General features: G+C 54.0%; 16 protein-coding genes. 7 read left to right on the top strand and 9 right to left on the bottom strand.

Annotation, left to right across the window (positions count from 1 at the left end; all coding sequences use genetic code 11):
• Positions 1–5: 5 nt before the first annotated feature.
• The 3 genes from KK102_RS01470 (at position 6) to KK102_RS01460 (ending at position 3,366) form a co-directional block, all read left to right on the top strand.
• Entirely contained in the window at positions 6–746 is a 741-nt protein-coding gene (locus KK102_RS01470; protein ID WP_216356778.1) for a response regulator, read from the top strand.
• Positions 743–2,038, top strand: coding sequence for a sensor histidine kinase (locus tag KK102_RS01465; RefSeq protein WP_216356777.1), 1,296 nt, complete (start codon positions 743–745; stop codon positions 2,036–2,038). The genes KK102_RS01470 and KK102_RS01465 overlap by 4 nt, the downstream gene beginning before the upstream one ends.
• 137 nt (positions 2,039–2,175) lie before the next feature.
• Entirely contained in the window at positions 2,176–3,366 is a 1,191-nt protein-coding gene (locus KK102_RS01460; RefSeq protein ID WP_216356776.1) for a cytochrome c biogenesis protein/redoxin, read from the top strand.
• An 8-nt stretch (positions 3,367–3,374) separates the two neighbouring features.
• Here the strand turns inward: KK102_RS01460 and tam are convergent, their stop codons facing one another.
• Together tam and KK102_RS01450 are read right to left on the bottom strand one after the other, a co-directional pair.
• Positions 3,375–4,133 carry a trans-aconitate 2-methyltransferase gene (gene tam, locus KK102_RS01455; protein WP_216356775.1) on the bottom strand — a complete coding sequence of 253 codons (759 nt, stop codon included), beginning with the start codon at positions 4,131–4,133 and terminating at the stop codon, positions 3,375–3,377.
• Positions 4,134–4,216: 83 nt separating this feature from the next.
• A complete protein-coding gene (locus tag KK102_RS01450) occupies positions 4,217–4,801 on the bottom strand; it encodes an NUDIX hydrolase (protein WP_126544687.1) in 585 nt (194 codons plus the stop codon).
• An 86-nt stretch (positions 4,802–4,887) separates the two neighbouring features.
• Between KK102_RS01450 and KK102_RS01445 the strand changes: the two genes are divergently transcribed.
• Both KK102_RS01445 and KK102_RS01440 read left to right on the top strand, forming a co-directional pair.
• Positions 4,888–5,661 carry a DeoR/GlpR family DNA-binding transcription regulator gene (locus tag KK102_RS01445; protein WP_216356774.1) on the top strand — a complete coding sequence of 258 codons (774 nt, stop codon included), beginning with the start codon at positions 4,888–4,890 and terminating at the stop codon, positions 5,659–5,661.
• A gap of 100 nt (positions 5,662–5,761) precedes the next feature.
• Entirely contained in the window at positions 5,762–7,054 is a 1,293-nt protein-coding gene (locus KK102_RS01440; protein WP_126544689.1) for a glycoside hydrolase family 28 protein, read from the top strand.
• An 11-nt stretch (positions 7,055–7,065) separates the two neighbouring features.
• On the opposite strand, the gene KK102_RS01435 is transcribed toward KK102_RS01440, so the two are convergent.
• The 7 genes from KK102_RS01435 to KK102_RS01405 form a co-directional block, all read right to left on the bottom strand.
• A complete protein-coding gene (locus tag KK102_RS01435; RefSeq protein ID WP_126544690.1) occupies positions 7,066–7,428 on the bottom strand; it encodes a TIR domain-containing protein in 363 nt (120 codons plus the stop codon).
• A gap of 132 nt (positions 7,429–7,560) precedes the next feature.
• The gene (locus KK102_RS01430) at positions 7,561–7,941 is read right to left on the bottom strand and encodes a VOC family protein (RefSeq protein WP_216356773.1); all 381 of its coding nucleotides are present in this window, start codon (positions 7,939–7,941) and stop codon (positions 7,561–7,563) included.
• A 284-nt stretch (positions 7,942–8,225) separates the two neighbouring features.
• Positions 8,226–9,530 carry a type II toxin-antitoxin system HipA family toxin YjjJ gene (gene yjjJ / locus KK102_RS01425; RefSeq protein WP_216356772.1) on the bottom strand — a complete coding sequence of 435 codons (1,305 nt, stop codon included), beginning with the start codon at positions 9,528–9,530 and terminating at the stop codon, positions 8,226–8,228.
• A 44-nt stretch (positions 9,531–9,574) separates the two neighbouring features.
• Positions 9,575–12,751 carry a Cu(+)/Ag(+) efflux RND transporter permease subunit SilA gene (gene silA / locus KK102_RS01420; protein ID WP_216356771.1) on the bottom strand — a complete coding sequence of 1,059 codons (3,177 nt, stop codon included), beginning with the start codon at positions 12,749–12,751 and terminating at the stop codon, positions 9,575–9,577.
• A 10-nt stretch (positions 12,752–12,761) separates the two neighbouring features.
• Positions 12,762–14,012: an efflux RND transporter periplasmic adaptor subunit gene (locus KK102_RS01415; RefSeq protein ID WP_126544694.1), complete on the bottom strand. Its 1,251-nt coding sequence runs from the start codon at positions 14,010–14,012 to the stop codon at positions 12,762–12,764.
• An 11-nt stretch (positions 14,013–14,023) separates the two neighbouring features.
• Complete coding sequence (gene cusF, locus KK102_RS01410; protein ID WP_126544695.1) at positions 14,024–14,365, bottom strand: cation efflux system protein CusF; 342 nt, start codon at positions 14,363–14,365, stop codon at positions 14,024–14,026.
• 29 nt (positions 14,366–14,394) lie between these two features.
• Positions 14,395–15,780, bottom strand: a complete 1,386-nt coding sequence (locus KK102_RS01405) for an efflux transporter outer membrane subunit (protein ID WP_216356770.1) — start codon at positions 15,778–15,780, stop codon at positions 14,395–14,397.
• A gap of 190 nt (positions 15,781–15,970) precedes the next feature.
• On the opposite strand from KK102_RS01405, the gene KK102_RS01400 reads away from it, so the two are divergent.
• On the top strand, positions 15,971–16,651 hold the full coding sequence (locus KK102_RS01400) for a copper/silver response regulator transcription factor (protein WP_126544697.1): 681 nt from the start codon (positions 15,971–15,973) through the stop codon (positions 16,649–16,651).
• The gene (locus KK102_RS01395) at positions 16,644–18,101 is read left to right on the top strand and encodes a Cu(+)/Ag(+) sensor histidine kinase (RefSeq protein ID WP_216356769.1); all 1,458 of its coding nucleotides are present in this window, start codon (positions 16,644–16,646) and stop codon (positions 18,099–18,101) included. The genes KK102_RS01400 and KK102_RS01395 overlap by 8 nt, the downstream gene beginning before the upstream one ends.
• The last annotated feature ends 3 nt before the right edge of the window (positions 18,102–18,104 follow it).

Genomic DNA, 18,104 nt, shown 5'->3' with positions numbered 1-18,104 from the left:
TTGCGGTGGAGCATATTGATCATATCCTTATCGTCGATGACGACAGGGATATTCGTGAACTGATTGTCGCTTATCTCATCAAATCCGGCTATCACGCCTCCGGCGCGGCTAACGGGAAGGAGATGCATGCGGCGCTTAATAAACAGCACGTCGACCTGGTTGTGCTGGATGTGATGATGCCGGGCGAAGACGGTCTGACGCTGTGTCGACAGCTGCGCAGCAGCAAGCATAAAGATCTGCCGATACTGATGCTGACGGCCCGCAACGAGGAGACGGACCGGATCCTGGGGCTGGAGATGGGCGCCGACGATTACGTGGTTAAACCCTTTGTTGCCCGCGAGCTTCTGGCCCGCATCAAAGCCATCATGCGTCGTTTTCGCACGATGCCGCCCAATTTGCAGGTCACCGAAGCAGGGCGGTTGGTTGAGTTTGGCGACTGGCAGCTCGACACCGTTGCTCGTCATCTTATCGACCCGGAAGGCACGATCGTGGCGCTCAGCGGTGCGGAATATCGCCTGCTGCGCGTATTCCTTGACCATCCACAACGCGTTCTGACGCGCGACCAGCTGCTCAACCTGACTCAGGGGCGAGATGCCGAACTGTTTGAACGTTCGATCGATCTGTTGGTGAGCCGCGTCCGCCAGCGTCTGAATGAAGATGCGCGAACGCCGGCCTACATTAAAACCGTTCGTAGTGAAGGCTACGTTTTCACCATGCCGGTGACCATTAAAGAGGTTAATGAATGACACTCTGGCCGCGCTCGCTGCTGACCCGGCTGCTGATTATTGTGCTGCTTGGGCTGCTACTGGCTAACGCGCTCAGCCTGACGCTGGTTATGGTGGAGCGCATGCGCAGCGCCCGCACGGTGATGTTGGGTAACCTGGAATATGATGTTGCTACCAGTGTCGCCATTCTTGACCGTCTTCCGGCGAATGAACGTCCGGACTGGCTGGCGCGGCTTGACCGGGGAAATTACCGCTATATTCTTGGGCCGGGCGAACCGGGTACGGCCCCGCAGGACAAGCGGTCGCAAGATGCTGTGCGCACCCTCAAAGAGACGCTTTCTTCAGACTACCCCCTTAATTTTACGGCTGTTACCGGGCCGGTGTCGCACATTCAGGCGCATATCACCTTAAGCGATGGTGCGCCGCTTACGATTGATCTCATCCCCCGCATGCCGCCGGTCGCCAGCTGGCTACCCGTGGTGCTGATCTTACAACTGCTGCTTTTGGCCACCTGTTCGTGGGTTGCCGTGCGTCAGGTGGTGCGGCCATTCTCGCAGTTTACTCGCGCGGTTGACTCCCTTGACCCGTCGTCACATGCCGCCATGTGCGAGCAGGGGCCGATCGAGGTGCAGCGCGCCGCGCATGCCTTTAACGCCATGCAGTCCCGCATTCAGGCTTACCTTCGCGAGCGCGGGCAGATCCTGGCGTCCATTTCACACGATTTGCAGACCCCGATAACCCGTATGAAGCTGCGCGTTGAAATGGCCGAACAACCTGAACTGCGTGACAAGCTGCTTAACGACCTTGACAGCATGTCGCGTTTGGTTCGGGAGGGTATTGCCTATGCCCGCTCATCAGAAATTCTGGAAGAAGCCACGGTGAAGATGGAGTTAAACGCCTGGATAAACACCCTTGCCAGTGATTATCAGGATGTCGGTAAGAACGTGCAGTTTCAGGCAAGCGACGAAAGGCTACCTATCGTCACTCGCCCCCAGGCGCTGCGGCGGGTAATGACCAATTTGTTGGACAATGCGCTTAAATTCGGTGATTACGCCGAGATTGAAATTGAGCCTCAGGCAGAACAGGTTGTTATCCATATCAAAGACGGCGGGCCGGGAATTCCTGATGCCGAACTTGATGCGGTATTACAGCCTTTTTATCGTATTGAAACGTCCCGTAACCGCGATACGGGAGGAACCGGGCTTGGCCTTGCCATCGCGGCGCAGCTTACCGCGCAGCTGGACGGGAAACTTCACCTGGCGAATCGCACTGAAGGGGGACTGGAGGTTTCCGTCGCGCTGCCGCGCCGTTGATTGTACGGCTTTGTATCTGCGTTCCGTACGGATACGGTGGCAGACAAATCGCGCAGATTTGCACATCACCTGAACACATCGGTACGTTGAAATAACCTCACTGCAGCTACGCAGCCAATCTGTTATGTGAGGTCGTTATGTTTCTGATTATCGCTTTTTTAGGCGGGATGATTAGCCTGCTGAGCCCCTGTACGCTCCCCGTTATTCCGCTGCTGTTTGCTGGCTTTCAGGGGCAGCGGCGACACGTCGCGGCGCTTCTCGCGGGCATGGTTGTGATATTCACCCTGGTGGCCCTGGCCGTCACGGCTGCCAGCGAGTGGATCGTGCAAGCCACCCTGGTAGGGCGCTGGATTGCACTCATGATTTTGGCCACCGCAGCCCTTGCGCTGATTTTTCCGCAGATTGCTCAGCGTATTGCCACACCCGCAGTCCATGTCGGCAATGCGCTGAATACCCGAAGCGGACAAACTCGTGGGGTGTCTGCCGCATTTCTGGCCGGGCTTGCGGTCGGCCTGCTCTGGTCTCCCTGCGCGGGCCCTATTCTTGGCGCGATCTTCAGCATCAATATCGCGGGTCACTCGCCTCTTACCACCGGCACGCTGCTCATCGCCTACGGAAGCGGATGCGCGCTGATGCTGGGATTGCTTGTTGCCGGAGGCCGTAAGTTGATTCAGCCGTTAAGGGCGAAATCGGCGCTCATGGGACAACTGCGTCAGGCGGCAGGTGCAGTGATGTTGGCCGCGGTGGCATTCAACGTCACGGGGATGACGTCGGCCTTAAAAGGGGCAAATGGCATCGCCGATCGGCTCGAAAACTCACTGTTAAACCTGGCAAAACCGTCGACCTCAACCGTGAAATTGCAGCCGGTGGTGGACAGCGCGCCGAGCAGTGAATTACCGTCATTGAGCGGCGGCACGGGATGGCTAAATGGTGACCCTGTCACGTCTGAGTCACTACGAGGGAAGGTGGTTCTGATCGATTTCTGGACCTGGGACTGCATTAACTGCCAGCATACGCTTCCCCACGTCCGGGACTGGGCCAACAAATACCAGTCTCAGGGTCTCGTGGTGATTGGCGTTCACACGCCAGAATATCCATGGGAAAAACCGCTTTCGTCCGTAAAAAATGCGGTCAATAAATGGCAGCTCCCGTACCGGGTGGTGGCGGATAATCAGTATCAAATCTGGAACAGATTTGGAAACCAGTACTGGCCCGCGCATTACTTCTTTGATGCCAAAGGACAGCTACGCTATACCTCATTCGGCGAGGGTAACTACGACAAACAGGAGCAGGTCATTCAACAGCTTCTGAAAGAAGCCCGCTCCTGAACGCCACCTCAGGGTTGACGCTGAGCGACGATGAAAAGCCGTGGAAACGCCAGCAGTATCTGCCCGTTCTCCTGAAGCGGATACTGCTCTTCCAGCAACGCCTGATAGCGCTTCAGGTAGGCTTTTCGCTCGCTTTCGTTGAGATCCTGCAGCCACGGACGCAATCCCGTGGCGCTGACCCAGTCAATAATGGCCTGGTGCGAGCTCATCTTGTGGAAATAGGTTGTCCGCCAGATATCCACCTCGCATCCAGCCTCCGTCAAAATATCATAGTAGGCATGCACGCCGGGCAGCGGCTCACGGCCACGGTCGGGATAGCCTTGTTCGTAAGCCACTTCGCGCATTGAAACATGCGTAGGTTCAAGCCAGTTGTCGGGCATTTGAATCGCCAGCACGCCATTCAGACGAAGCAGCGAAACCAGGTGCGGCAGCAGATCGTAATGGTCCGGGATCCACTGCAAAGAGGCGTTGGCGTAAATCACATCGAGCGGCTGGTGTGGTGTGAACTGGCGAATGTCTGCCTCTACAAAGTGGCATTCAGGCAGCGCGCTGCGCGCTTCTTCCAGCATGGCGGGAGAGTTATCCACCCCTGTTATGTGTGCCGATGGCCAGCGCTGCTTCAGCAATGCGGTACTGTTGCCCGGACCACACCCCAAATCAACGACGGTGGACACCGTATCCAAAGGAACACGCGCCAGAAGCTCGGCGGCAGGACGTGTGCGTTCCGCGCTGTATTGCAGGTAGAGAGAAGGATTCCAGTCGGCCATGTTCGCAACTCCATTTCAAGGGATTAAGGAAGAATAGCACAGACAAATACCCGCACAGCGGCAGGTATCTGACAACGCGATGTTTATAGGATCCCTTTCAGGGCGACGTGGTAAATCAGCATGATGGTTTTGCCGTCTACAATTTGGCCGGTCTCAATGCCGCGGAGCGCCTCGTCCAGCGTCACTTCCAGCACGTCGATATCTTCACCCTCTGACTTGATTCCGCCACCTTTGCCGGTTTGATCCCGAGGGTGATATTCCGCCAGGTAGAAATAGAGCTTTTCCGTTACCGAGCCAGGGCTCATATAGGCTTCGAAAATTTTCTCTACGCGCGACACCGTAAACCCGGTCTCTTCTTCGGCTTCCGCTTTGATACGGCTTTCAGGATCCATATTGTCGAGCAGCCCGGCAGCGGCCTCTATCAGATCGCCTTCGTGGCCGTTAATAAATACCGGGAAGCGGAACTGGCGGGTGAGGATGATCGTTTTTTGGTCGCGATTGTAGAGCAGTATGGTGGCTCCGTTGCCCCGGTCGTACACTTCCCGGCTTTGGCGCTGCCACTCGCCGTCGCGGCGTCGTTTATCAAAGGTAAATTTTTTCAGGATGTACCAGTTATCGGATAGGGTTTCGCTGTCGATAATGCGGATATCTGCGCGTTTTGATTGCACGTTCGTCTCTCCTTACGTAGAGTTAAGATCATAAACAGCACTATCGTGCACCCTCAAGATAAAACATGCAACATCAGGAAAGTCCGATGCTCACCAGTCAGCGAAAACAATTGATTTTGGAAAAACTCGAAGCGGAGGGTCAGGTACAGTCGACGGCACTCAGCGTCCATTTTTCAGTATCTGAAGATACCATCCGGCGCGATCTCCGCGAGCTGGCGGCAGAGGGGCGTTTGCAGCGCGTGCACGGCGGTGCGCTGCCGGCATCGTCGGCGGTAGTCCCCTTTGCCGAGCGTAAAACCGTGAAAATGGATGCGAAGAAAAACGTTGCGAGAAAAGGCGCTCAGCTGATTTCGGCAGGACAAGTGGTCATCATCGACGGTGGCACGACCACCGCTGAATTAATCACGTTTTTGCCCCCAGACCTGCAGATTACCGTCGTCACGCACAGCCCGGGTATTGCGCTGGGTCTGGTCGAGCACCCTTTGATTGACGTTATCCTGATCGGCGGACGTCTGTATAAGCACTCGATTGTCACCGTAGGTGCGGCAGCCATCGAAGGCATTGGGAACATACATGCGGATCTGTTCTTTATGGGGGTAACGGGCATTCACCCGGAAGCAGGGCTGACGACCGGCGATTTCGAGGAGGCATGCATCAAACGTGCATTTGCCGGCAGAGCCGCGGAGACCATTGTGCTGGCTTCTCCTGAAAAGATTAATACCGCCTCGTCATTTGCGATCGGCGATGTGTCGCTGGCGAATACGATGGTTGTGGAAGATGGCACGGATCGGGCCTGGATAAATGCGATAACAGAGAAGGGCGTGACGATCGTTAAAACCTCTGATCGGACACATGAATAACCGGTTTTCTGCCAGCTTTTTGGTCAGGCTGTCCTTACGGTAAAGGTTATTGATTAAGCGATTTCTTATACTGCTGATTTTCAACAGTATAAGGGATTCCATGGCAGACATTTCAATTTTAACGTTCGGGGCAGATCCGAGCGCAGAACGTATTTCAACGACGGCTATCCAGCAGGCTATTGCGAAAGCGCAGCCTGGCGACAGCGTGGTGATCCCCGCAGGACGTTACCTTACCGGTGCCATTTTTCTTAAAAGCAACATCACGCTGCATCTGGCGGAAGGTGCGGTGCTTTTAGGCAGCCAACACCTGGAAGATTACCCCTTAATCGACACTCGGGTTGCCGGCATTGATATGCGGTGGCCAGCAGGCATGATCAACGTAATTAACGCGCAGAACGTTAGCCTCACCGGAACGGGTAGCCTGGATGGGCAAGGGCGGATCTGGTGGCAGCGATTCTGGGGAGATGATGAACGCGGCGGTATGGTTGGGGACTACAGCGCCAGCGGTTTACGCTGGGTGGTGGACTATGATTGCCTGCGGCCACGCAATGTTCTGGTGTATGAAAGTAAGAATATCCTGCTCAGGGATTTCACCAGCTGCGAGTCCGGTTTCTGGAATGTTCACCTTTGTTATTCCCGCGATGTGGCAGTCGAGAACCTGAGTATCATAAATTCTGCAGGGCCAAGCACTGATGGCATCGACATTGACTCTTGCGAGCAGGTTCGAATTGAGCGCTGTACGGTTTCCTGCAATGACGACAATATCTGCATTAAGGCGGGCCGCGGGCGCGAAGCCGCGCAAAAATCCCGTACGGCGAGGGACATTGTTATTCGGGAATGCATATTGAACAAGGGATCCGGCATCACCCTTGGCAGTGAAACCTCCGGTGGGATTGAGCGCGTACTGATCGAAAACAACCGTTTTAACGGCACGGGAGTTGGGTTTCGCATTAAGTCAGCCCGCAATCGCGGCGGGTTTATCCGTCACATCACGGTGCGGAATTTGCAGCTCCAGAATGTGCGTTTCCCCGTACTTATCCAACTGAACTGGTTTCCGCAGTACAGCTACGGCGATAGTGGAAATCTGATGGATAAGCCCGAGCACTGGCGCAAGCTGGCTGAAGGGGTAGAAGGAGAGGCGGGCCTGACTGAAGTGAGCCACCTGACGCTTAGCAATATCACTGCGCGCCGTCCAGACAGCAAGTTATTCTCTCGTGCGTTTTTTATCGAAGGCTATCCGGACCGTCCTGTCTGCGGGTTAACGCTGGACGATATTTCCGTCGATGCCACCGAGTTTGGGAAAATATCGGGCGTTGAGGGATTGCGCTTCAATAATGTCCTGGTTACCGCGACCGAAATCACGCAGGACATAAATGATAGCTACGAACGCTGATGGGTATTCCGTCAGGCCTGAGGAATGCTCTCTAAGCTGGTATAGATCTGAAGACCACGCTTACGCGCGACCTCAATATCCATATCTGCGCCTTTCGATGCGCCTGCAATGCGATAAATCGCATCGCATTTACCAATGAGGCGATGGGCAACGGGATACAGCATCGCTTCACTGATTTCATCATGCAACGAGGTTGACCCCGCGGCCTTCGCCAGCGGCAGGGCGAGCCATTCACCAATGACCGGAATGTGCCCACGTTCGTAGACCGCAAGCGCTGCGTTTTCTAATCTTGCAAGATTGGCATCGATACGTTCCTGAATACCATCCGTGCCGCTACGATAGGGTCCGGCGATTAAAATCAACTGTTGAGTCATATCTACCTCTGTGAGTGATGATGCATGTTATTGCACGATAATTGCTTTTTTACAGTGAGAATAAACATAACAGGCATTATCATGCAGGATCAAGGGGAGTCATGCATACAGATCACCGAAGTAGCGGTAGCGTCAGTCCGATAAGCCGCTTTCAGGAGCATGACAAACCGCCTCGATGTTATGACCATCGGGCGCAATGACAAATGCGGCATAATAATTTTTTCCGTAGGATCGTAATCCCGGCGCGCCGTTATCCTGCGCGCCAGTGCGTAATGCGGCATTGTAAAAGTCATCAACTTGCTGACGCGTTGTGGCGACAAAGGCGATATGCAATGATGCGGGCTTATCATGTGTCTGATACAGGCAAAGTGAAACATCGCCGGAACTCATTTCAACGCCGTAGTCTGGCGTGCCTTCATCGATAATGTTTACGCCAAGCGGCCGCAGGGCTTCGAGGAAGAAGGTTTTACTTTTTTCATAATCACTTACGCCAAATTTAACATGGTCAAACATTTGAGCCTCCAGTAAGTCGTGGTGAAATATGGAGTATAGAAGCGGAGCGTGATGACGGTGGATTGAATGCTTGATAATGTGGGGTTGGGCACGTTCGCTGACGAGGACAAGGATGACCATTAAATGCTGGATTTTGCCTTAATCCATTTTAGTGCGCATAATGTATATTATGTTAAATGATGTATTATGGTCACATATCGACTCTCTACTAAACCAATAAGTTATTAATTTCTGCCCTATTAAACGCCTAAAACCCCGCCCTAACCTGGCGGGATTAATGCTCATTATCCCAGCCGCGATATCCTTGACCTCGCCTCGTCAAGATGTGCGCGTAACGCCGTCAAACAAGGTGCAAAGCTGGCAGAGAAACGGTCGCAATCGCGGACTAAAGCAAAAAATCGCTCAGCCAGCTCCAGCGCTTCACGCCAGGTTTCCCCATCGATCGCATCATGTAGCGTTGCCGGACGAAGTGTATTCACTATTTCGCCACCTGACTTGGGCGCAAACCCCATAGGTAGAATGTCGTAGGCTGGCGCAAGATGATACGGACGTCCATGAGCACTGATGAACGACAGATTGCCATGATGCATGTCGGTATTGCCGATCAGCATCCCAAACGCCCAAAGTCGTGCCGTGCCGGTCGCCGCGTTAGGGTGAACACATCCCTGCTTCACCAGTTCATTAACCAGAACAGGCCAGGCTTCTCTCGCTCGGCCTACAAATTCCGCCTCCAGAGCCCGCAAAGAAAAAAGAGCTTTTCGGCCAAGTTGGCCAATACGGTCAAAGCGAGGGATCTCAAGGAAGCGCTGCCCTGCGAAATCAAACACCTCGGTTTCGACACCAAGCACGCTTAGCGCAAGATGTTCAGCCAGTAGCAAATCTCGCCAGCGTTCACTGATGGGGTTATCGTCTGCAGCCGTGAATTTCACGATGACGTGACCGCGTTCGGTATAAGTGCAAAATTTGGGTTGCTCACCTCCAGCGGACGAACCCGGTGCCTCTCCGGAACTCACGGCCAGAGCCAACGACGGGTAAGCCGTCGCCCGATCCACCGCAACAGGCAGCGGCATCTCTACAAAATGATTCCTCGCCTGTTCACCGATTAATAGGTTCCCCACTGCATCGTGCCCATGAGCCAGCAAGGCCCTGATCACATCTGAGTCGGCCCAGTTTTCTGGATTTGCCGGCAGGCCAAGCTCGGATGAATACCGGGAAGCATACGCGCGTCCCAGATACCCCTGAGGTCGCATGTCAAATAACCACCAGGGGAGTCCATCGCTATGAAGGCACACGTTGTCCGTTTGTTCCATCACAAATCCGTCTGGATAAACCGGAATGAGCCTACCCAGCGGTTTGATCTGTCCCTCTTCTGTTATGCGGTAAATGGGGGCTGAACTAAACCCCCGAAACACATCGCGTAGCACATAGTGAATAGATGGACCGGTGCCAATTCGAACAACCTCATCACCAAGCGCTTTCATCGCTCGCGAGATGGTTGGCTGACTAATTACCATAATATCAGTAAGTTGCCTTACTGATGTGGGGCCTTGTCTCAGCAGCTGTCGTATCGTTTCAGAACGGTCTGTCATTATTGTGAATCACTATGTGAATAGGTTATTGAATAGCTAATTTATCAGGTGTTGTACCCCCTGTCATCTTCAGCAAATGCTGTCGCCGTTTTATGCCTGCGCAGCCAGATCAGCTTGTACGCTGCAGGAATAATAAACAGCGATAACAGCGGCGCCGTGATCATCCCGCCAATCATGGGCGCCGCTATCCGGCTCATGACCTCTGACCCGGCACCGGTACCCCACAGAATCGGCAGCAGACCGGCAATGATCACCGCAACGGTCATCGCCTTTGGCCGCACGCGCAGCACGGCGCCATGATAAAGGGCGTCATCAAGCCCTTGCTCGGTGAACGTTTCACGACGAGACAACTCCGGGTGCGCTTCAATGGCCTGACGCAGATACATCAGCATGACTACCCCAAACTCAGCCGCGACGCCAGCCAGGGCGATAAACCCGGTTCCGGTTGCGACAGACATATGGAAGCCCTGCCAGTACAGGAACCATATCCCTCCAACCAGTGCGAACGGCAGGCTCATCAGAATCAGCAAGGCTTCGTCCACGCGGCGGAAGGCCAGATAGAGCAGAATGAAAATGATCATCACCGTCATCGGCACCATCAGCTTCAGTTTTTTATTGGCATGCTCGAGTAATTCAAACTGTCCAGAGAATGAGACGCTGGTTCCCGGCCTCAGTTTTACCTTCTGGCTGATGGCTGTCTTAATGTCGTTTACCACCGACACCATATCCCTGCCCCGTGCATCAATGTAAATCCAGCTGGCGGGACGGGCATTTTCCGTTTTCAACATGGTGGGACCGGAAACGACGTTAATCTCTGCCACATCGCCAAGGGTGATTTGCTGCTTCATCGGCGTCAGGATCGGCATCTCCTTCAGCGCCTGCGGGCTGTTCCGGTAATCCTGCGGATAGCGGATATTGATCGGATACCGGGCCACGCCTTCTACCGTTTCCCCTACCGTCGCGCCGCCGATGGCGGAGGAGACGAACAGTTGCACATCGCCCACCGTCATGCCGTAGCGGGAGGCTTTTTCACGGTTGATATCCACATCAACGTAGCGTCCCCCTTCCAGACGTTCAGCCAGGGCTGAGACCACGCCCGGCACGGTTTTGGCTACCGTTTCAATGCTCTGCGCCGTTGCGTCGATATCCGACAGAACGGTGCCAGACACCTTGATCCCTATCGGACTTTTGATCCCGGTTGAGAGCATATCAATGCGGTTACGGATGGGCGGCACCCAGAGATTGGCAAGCCCCGGCAAACGAACCGTCTGATCCAGTTCATCGATAATCTTGTCAATCGTCATGCCCGGCCGCCACTGGTCTTCCGGCTTGAGCTGAATGGTCGTTTCAACCATTTCAAGCGGCGCGGAATCTGTTGCGGTTTCAGCCTTACCCGTCTTACCAAACACGGAAGCCACTTCCGGGACGGTTTTGATTAACTTGTCCGTGGTCTGTAATAGCGCCGCCGCTTCTGCCGGAGAGACGCCCGGCAGGGTCGACGGCATATACAGCAGATCGCCCTCATTGATCTTCGGCAGAAACTCACCGCCCACCTGACTTAAAGGCCAGATAACCGTGAAGATGGATAACGCCGCAACCAACAGGGTAGTTTTAGGCCAGTGGAGCACCCTGAGCAGTAACGGGTGATAGGCTTTAATCAGCAGCCGGTTCAGGGGATTACGGGTTTCCGCAGGGATTTTCCCGCGGATCCAGAACCCCATCAGAATCGGAATGACGATGATAGCCAGCGCGGCCGCCCCCGCCATGGCGTACGTTTTCGTGAAGGCCAGCGGGCCAAACAGCCGCCCTTCCTGCCCTTCAAGGGTAAAAATCGGAATGAAGGATAAGGTGATGATCAACAGGCTGATAAACAGCGCGGGGCCAACCTCCACGGAGGCGTTGGTGATCACCTGCCAGCGGGTGGCGTTATCAATCTGCTCTCCGGGATGCTGATGATCCCACTCCTCAAGCCGTTTATGCGCATTTTCAATCATCACAATGGCGGCATCCACCATTGCGCCGACGGCGATGGCGATCCCGCCCAGCGACATAATATTGGCGTTCAGCCCCTGGAAGTGCATGACGATAAAGGCAATACACAGGCCGAGCGGCAGAGAAATGATGGCGACCAGCGCAGAGCGGACGTGCCAGAGGAACAGGGCGCAGACGATGGCCACCACGATAAACTCTTCAAGCAGCTTGGAACTCAGGTTGTCGATTGCCCGGTCGATTAGCTGACTGCGATCGTAGGTGGTCACTATCTCAACGCCTTCCGGCAGACTGGCCTTCAGCGTCTCCAGTTTATCTTTCACCGCAGTAATGACTTCACGCGCATTTTTGCCCGAACGCAGGATCACGACGCCCCCGGCGACTTCCCCCTGCCCGTTTAGTTCGGCAATACCGCGCCGCATTTCCGGCCCCGTCTGCACGCGAGCAACATCACGCAGATAAATGGGTACCCCGTTCTCCCCGGTTTTCAGGACGATATTATTGAAGTCATCAAGAGTCTGGAGATAACCGCTGGCGCGAACCATATACTCCGCTTCCGCGATTTCGATGGATGAGCCCCCTGCTTCCTGGTTGGACGATTCCAGGGCCTGCTTAACCTCAGGGAGGGTTACGCCGTACTGGGCCAGTTTTAACGGATCGACCTGGATCTGATACTGCTTCACCACGCCGCCGACCGACGCCACCTCGGCCACGTTCGGAATGGTTTTCAGTTCAAACTTGAGGAACCAGTCCTGAAGAGATCGCAGTTCTGCGAGATCGTGTTTTCCGCTGCGATCGACCAGCGCATACTCAAATATCCAGCCCACGCCCGTGGCATCAGCTCCGATTTCAGCGCTCACCCCGGCGGGCAGTTTACCCTGCACCTGATTCAGATACTCCAGCACGCGCGACCTGGCCCAGTAGAGATCTGTCCCATCTTCAAATATGACATACACGTAGGAATCACCAAACTGGGAAAACCCGCGCACGGTCTTTGCGCCCGGCACCGACAGCATGGTGGTGGTGAGCGGATACGTCACCTGGTTTTCAACAATCTGCGGAGCCTGGCCGGGATAGCTGGTTTTAATAATCACCTGAACATCAGACAGATCGGGCAAGGCATCGACCGGCGTGTTGATGATGGTCCAGGTTCCCCAGACGCTGAGAAACAGCGCCCCCATCATCACCAGAAAACGATTGGCGACTGACCGCCGGATAATCCATTCAATCATCGTCGTCTCCTTAGTGACCAGCATGCGTGTCGACAGGTTTTTCAGGATGCCGCATGCGCTCCAGCGCACCGGTAATATTGGCCTCAGAGTCAATCAGGAACAGACCGCTGACCACCACCGACTCCCCTTCATTCAGGCCTGAACCAATACCGGACTGTTGCTGAGATTCGTGCAGCACGTGGATCGGTTTCGGCACAAAACGCCCCTCCGCATCGACCGTAATCACGCGCTGTTCCTTGCCGGTATCAATAACGGCCTGAGACGGGATCAGGAGCATGTCCTGGCTTTGAGTATTCAGTTTCAGATAAGCGTTCATACCCGGTTTCAGACGTTCATCTTTATTGGACACCTGCAGACGCACCTGCAGCGTGCGAGTGGCCGGGTCCACGCTCGGCAGAAGGGTCCATTTTTCAACCGGGAACGATGTGTCCGGATAAGCCGGTACGGAAACAGCAAACTGCGACGTGTCTTTCAGGAGATACGCGATGGACTCAGGGACGGCTGCGCTGATCCAGACGGGGTCCATCCCCTGAATCTGTGCCACCACTTTATCTTTTGAAATATTCATTCCGGTGCGCAGGTCAAACGCGGTGATCGCCCCGTCGATGGGGGCTTTAATGGTGAATCGGGTCTGAATCGTTCGGCTTGCGCGCAGCCTTTGTATATCATCGTCTGGCATGCCTGCCAGCCGCAGCCGCTCAAGCACCCCTTTAATCTGGGTAGGCGTTCCGCCGGTGCCGGATAACAGCAAAAATTCACTCTGCGCTTCGACCCAGTCCGGGATCGTGATATCAATCAGCGGTGTGCCTTTTTTCACATGGTCGCCCGTTGTCAGCGGGTACACCTTCTCAACGAAACCTTCAGCGCGTGCCTGCACAATGACAAACTGATAGTCGTTATAGCTAACGTTCGCCGGGATGGTCTGGGAATAATTCAGCTTCCCTCGCGTGACTTTTTGCGTTTTTAGTCCCAGATTCTGAACCTGCGTCGGATCAATACGAATACCGGCGCTGCTTTTCTCGTCGTCTTCATCCGCATATTTCGGCACCAGGTCCATATCCATAAAAGGTGATTTACCGGGTTTATCAAATTTAACGTCTGGCTTCATCGGGTCATACCAGAAAAGTACCTTTCGCTCGGGTACTGTCTTTTCTGTTTTATCCACTGAATGCATTGCCTGCCAGGCCGTCACTGAAATCAGCCCGCCCGCGATGAGGCTGGAAATAATCATTGCAGCATATTTTATTTTAAAAGACGCCATGCTATTTCTCGCTATTTAATGCTCTTCAGTAAAGAGATATTGCCCTGCTGCACAAACGAAAAATTAACCTGGCTACCCACTTTTAACGCCGTAATAGTCTCGTCAGCCTGGGTAAAGGTGAAGCGCATGGTCATCGCGGGCCAACCCACCGCCGGGATAGCATCATGAGAAATAGTGATTTTCTTATTGGCGAGATCAATGTCCTTCACAATGCCGGTTCCTTCGATTACCTGCTCTGAAGCGGCGTCGCTGGCAGCGGTCATCTCACCATGCTGGTGAACTTCAGCCTGAACGCCAGCAGAAAACATCACGGAGAGAGCACCAAATACAACGGCTTTAATAGAATTACGCATATTCATTGTCCTGTTAAATGATAAATAATTTATTCAACCCAGCCGCCACCCAGTGCGGTGTAGAGATTAATTTCATTCACCTGTCTGGAATTGATCAGGTCGAGAAGGGTTTGCTGTGTGGTGAAAAGAGAGCGCTCTGCATCAAGCACTTCGATATAGCTCACCGCGCCGCTGGCATATAATCCTCTGGCGCGCTGAAGGGTTATTTGCAGTGAATCCAGATAACGCTGCTGCGCATCAATTTGCTTGCTGATGCTGTCACGCAGGGCGAGTGCATCAGCAACCTCTTTAAATGCAGCCTGAATTTTTTGTTCGTAATTCACAATGGACTGCTGTTGGCGAATTTCTGCCAGCTTCAGGTTGGCGTTATTCCTTCCGGCATTGAAAATCGGAATGTCGATTTTAGGAAAAAAATTCCACATCCCGCTTGCCGGTGTGAAAAGGCTGGATAACGCCGTGCTGCTTGTTGAAAGTCCACTGGTCAGCGAAATGGAGGGGAAGAAAGCGGCTCGCGCAGCGCCAATATTGGCATCAGCCGCTTTCAGCTGATACTCCGCCTCCATGATATCCGGGCGCTGAAGCAGGATGTCTGAAGACAGATTGGGCGGCAGATTAACGGGTGTCAGAGCGCGATCGCTCGCACCGTTTTCTGTCGGGAGCGCGCGATACGTGCCCAGGACTAACTGCAGGGCATTATTGGCCTGCGCCAGCTCGCCTTCTCTTTTGGCAATCTCCGCGCGGGTGCTTTCGATTTGCCCACGAGCCTGCTCCAGCGCGAGGACGTTCGTGCTGCCCGTCACCAGCTGTTGCTCTACAAAAGCATAAGACTGTTGATAATTTTTCAGCGTCTCGCGCGCAATACGCAGCTGTTTGTAGGCCAGCTGCTGGCTGAAATAACTCTGCGACGCGCTGGAGACAAGCAGAATATGTACCGCCCTGCGCGCCTCTTCGCTGGCAAAAAAGTTTTGTCTGTCAGACTCACTCATGTTCCTGAGCTTGCCGAAAAAATCGAGTTCGTAGCTAAGCTCAAGTCCCGCCTCATACTCTTGAGATGTTGGCTTGTCACTTTTCAGCCCGCCGCTGTAGGTAATACCTGACGACGCATTCAACTGCGGATAGCGGTCTGCATCCGTGACGTTGAACTGCGCCCGGGCCTCTTCCACCTTCAGGGCGGCCATGCGTAAATCGCGATTATTGCGCAGGGCCTCGGCGATCAGCCTTGTCACCTGCGGATCGACAAAAAAGTTGCGCCATCCGCTGTCCTGATAATTCTGCGCTGCAGGCATCAGACCGTTGCGAGACAGTGAAAACTGCTGAGGGACCGGTGCCGCGGGGCGCTGGTATTCAGGTGCCAGGGAGACGCAGCCTGCAAGGAGGAAAATGGTGCTGATGCTAAGTCGTTTTAAGGTGAACATAACGCTTCTCGTCCAGGCAGACCTGGTAAATGATTCCAATGAAGTCCAGAGTGTTACCAGGGTTACTCTAACGAAATCATCCTGTTTGCCCGGTGACAGGATAATGACAATGTTGTCATTTTTAGCGTAAGCCGTTGATTACGACCTTCGGCGCAATAGAATGTCGCTAGCAGCCAGTCAGGGGAGCAAGATGAAAATACTGATCGTTGAAGACGAGATTAAAACAGGCGAATACCTCAGCAAGGGGCTGACGGAGGCGGGCTTTGTGGTGGACTACGCTGACAATGGCCTGAACGGATATCATCTCGCCATGACCGCCGGGTATGATCTGCTGATTCTGGATATCATGCTGCCAGACGTGAACGGCTGGGATATCGTCCGCATGCTGCGTTCTGCCGGGAAAGGAATGCCGATACTGTTACTGACGGCCCTCGGCACGATTGAACACCGGGTTAAGGGGCTTGAGCTGGGCGCAGATGATTACCTGGTAAAACCTTTCGCGTTTGCTGAGCTTCTCGCTCGGGTGAGAACGCTGCTAAGGCGCGGTAATACGGCGATAGCCGAGAGCCAGTTCAACGTGGCGGACCTGACGATCGATCTCATCTCCCGGAAGGTCACCCGCGCCGGAAACCGTATTCTGTTAACCAGCAAAGAGTTCAGCCTGCTGGAGTTTTTCATCCGGCATCAGGGCGAAGTCCTGCCCCGCTCCCTGATTGCTTCGCAGGTGTGGGACATGAACTTTGACAGCGACACCAACGCCATCGACGTCGCGGTTAAGCGCCTGCGCGCCAAAATAGATAATGATTATGAGCCGAAACTGATCCAGACCGTCCGCGGCGTCGGCTATATGCTGGAGGCGCCGGATGCATAATAAGCCCGCCAGACGTCCATTCTCTCTAGCCCTGAGGCTGACGTTTTTTATCAGCCTCTCTACGATCCTCGCTTTTTTCGCTTTTACCTGGTTTATGCTGCATTCGGTTGAAAAGCATTTTGCCGAACAGGATATTAGCGATCTGCAGCAAATCAGCACCGCAATGCACCGCATACTGCAGTCACCGGCCGATCCCGATGAACGAAAGGTCAGTAAAATCAAAGAGTCGATTGCCAGTTACCGCAACGTCGCCGTGCTGCTTCTGGATCCTCATGGGAATGAACTGTTCAGTTCAGCGCAAGGCGCGGCATTACGCCCTGCGGTAAATACGGCGGATTTTGGCACACACCGCCGCGCGCAGGATGTGTTTCTCTGGACGGTAGAAGATCCGTCCATGCCCGCGCATTCCGGCCCCGAAATGAAAATGGAAACCTACCGAATTATCGCCTCTTCTGGAACGGCTGCATTTCAGGGAAAAACGCAGAACTACGTCATGCTTATCGGGCTTTCCATCAATTTTCATCTTCATTACCTCGATGCGCTGAAAAAGAATCTGCTCGTGATTGCCGCTGTTATCAGCGTGCTGATTATTCTTGTCATCCGCATCGCGGTTCGCCAGGGACACCTGCCCCTACGTAACGTCAGCACCGCTATCAAAAATATCACCTCTGAAAATCTGGATGTGCGGCTGGAGCCGTCCCGCGTGCCTGTTGAGCTGGAACAGCTGGTGATCTCCTTCAACCATATGATTGAAAAAATTGAGGATGTCTTTACCCGTCAGGCCAATTTTTCTGCCGATATCGCGCACGAAATCAGAACCCCTATCACCAACCTGATGACGCAAAGCGAGATTGCCCTAAGCCAGAACCGGACCCAGAAAGAGCTTGAAGACGTGCTCTATTCCAGCCTTGAAGAGTACACCCGGATGACCCGCATGGTCAGCGACATGCTGTTTCTCGCGCAGGCGGATAATAACCAGCTGATCCCTGACCGGATCATGTTTGATTTACGTGCAGAGGTGATGAAAGTTTTCGATTTCTTCGAAGCCTGGGCGGAAGAGCGCAACATCACGCTGAAATTCAACGGGATGCCCTGCCTGGTTGAAGGTGATCCCCAGATGTTCAGGCGAGCAATAAATAACCTATTATCCAATGCCCTGCGCTATACGCCGGAAGGACAGGCTGTGACTGTCTCACTCACAGAACAAGATAGCTATTTTGTTCTTATGATTGAAAACCCCGGCACGCCCATCCCGGAAACGCATTTGCCGAGACTGTTTGACCGCTTCTATCGGGTGGATCCGTCCAGGCAACGTAAAGGCGAAGGCAGCGGGATCGGGCTTGCCATCGTCAAATCCATTGTGGTTGCCCATCATGGGAAAGTGCGTGTGGAATCTGACGCTCGCTCGACGCGGTTTATCTTGTCCGTGCCAAAGGCGATAACGCGCTAAGGC

The organism is Enterobacter quasimori (assembly GCF_018597345.1).
Classification (GTDB): Bacteria; Pseudomonadota; Gammaproteobacteria; order Enterobacterales; family Enterobacteriaceae; genus Enterobacter; species Enterobacter mori.
The sequence above is the reverse complement of the archived record's forward strand: the minus strand, read 5'-3'. Positions and strand labels throughout refer to the sequence as shown.

Bases quoted from the DNA above. Each gene is read 5' to 3' on its own strand.
- tam (WP_216356775.1), bottom strand. From the start codon at position 4,133: ATGGCCGACTGGAATCCTTCTCTCTACCTGCAATACAGCGCGGAACGC.
- silA (WP_216356771.1), bottom strand. From the start codon at position 12,751: ATGATTGAATGGATTATCCGGCGGTCAGTCGCCAATCGTTTTCTGGTG.
- KK102_RS01430 (WP_216356773.1), bottom strand. From the start codon at position 7,941: ATGTTTGACCATGTTAAATTTGGCGTAAGTGATTATGAAAAAAGTAAA.
- KK102_RS01415 (WP_126544694.1), bottom strand. From the start codon at position 14,012: ATGGCGTCTTTTAAAATAAAATATGCTGCAATGATTATTTCCAGCCTC.
- KK102_RS01400 (WP_126544697.1), top strand. From the start codon at position 15,971: ATGAAAATACTGATCGTTGAAGACGAGATTAAAACAGGCGAATACCTC.
- KK102_RS01395 (WP_216356769.1), top strand. From the start codon at position 16,644: ATGCATAATAAGCCCGCCAGACGTCCATTCTCTCTAGCCCTGAGGCTG.
- KK102_RS01465 (WP_216356777.1), top strand. From the start codon at position 743: ATGACACTCTGGCCGCGCTCGCTGCTGACCCGGCTGCTGATTATTGTG.
- cusF (WP_126544695.1), bottom strand. From the start codon at position 14,365: ATGCGTAATTCTATTAAAGCCGTTGTATTTGGTGCTCTCTCCGTGATG.
- KK102_RS01460 (WP_216356776.1), top strand. From the start codon at position 2,176: ATGTTTCTGATTATCGCTTTTTTAGGCGGGATGATTAGCCTGCTGAGC.
- KK102_RS01435 (WP_126544690.1), bottom strand. From the start codon at position 7,428: ATGACTCAACAGTTGATTTTAATCGCCGGACCCTATCGTAGCGGCACG.
- yjjJ (WP_216356772.1), bottom strand. From the start codon at position 9,530: ATGACAGACCGTTCTGAAACGATACGACAGCTGCTGAGACAAGGCCCC.
- KK102_RS01405 (WP_216356770.1), bottom strand. From the start codon at position 15,780: ATGTTCACCTTAAAACGACTTAGCATCAGCACCATTTTCCTCCTTGCA.
- KK102_RS01445 (WP_216356774.1), top strand. From the start codon at position 4,888: ATGCTCACCAGTCAGCGAAAACAATTGATTTTGGAAAAACTCGAAGCG.
- KK102_RS01440 (WP_126544689.1), top strand. From the start codon at position 5,762: ATGGCAGACATTTCAATTTTAACGTTCGGGGCAGATCCGAGCGCAGAA.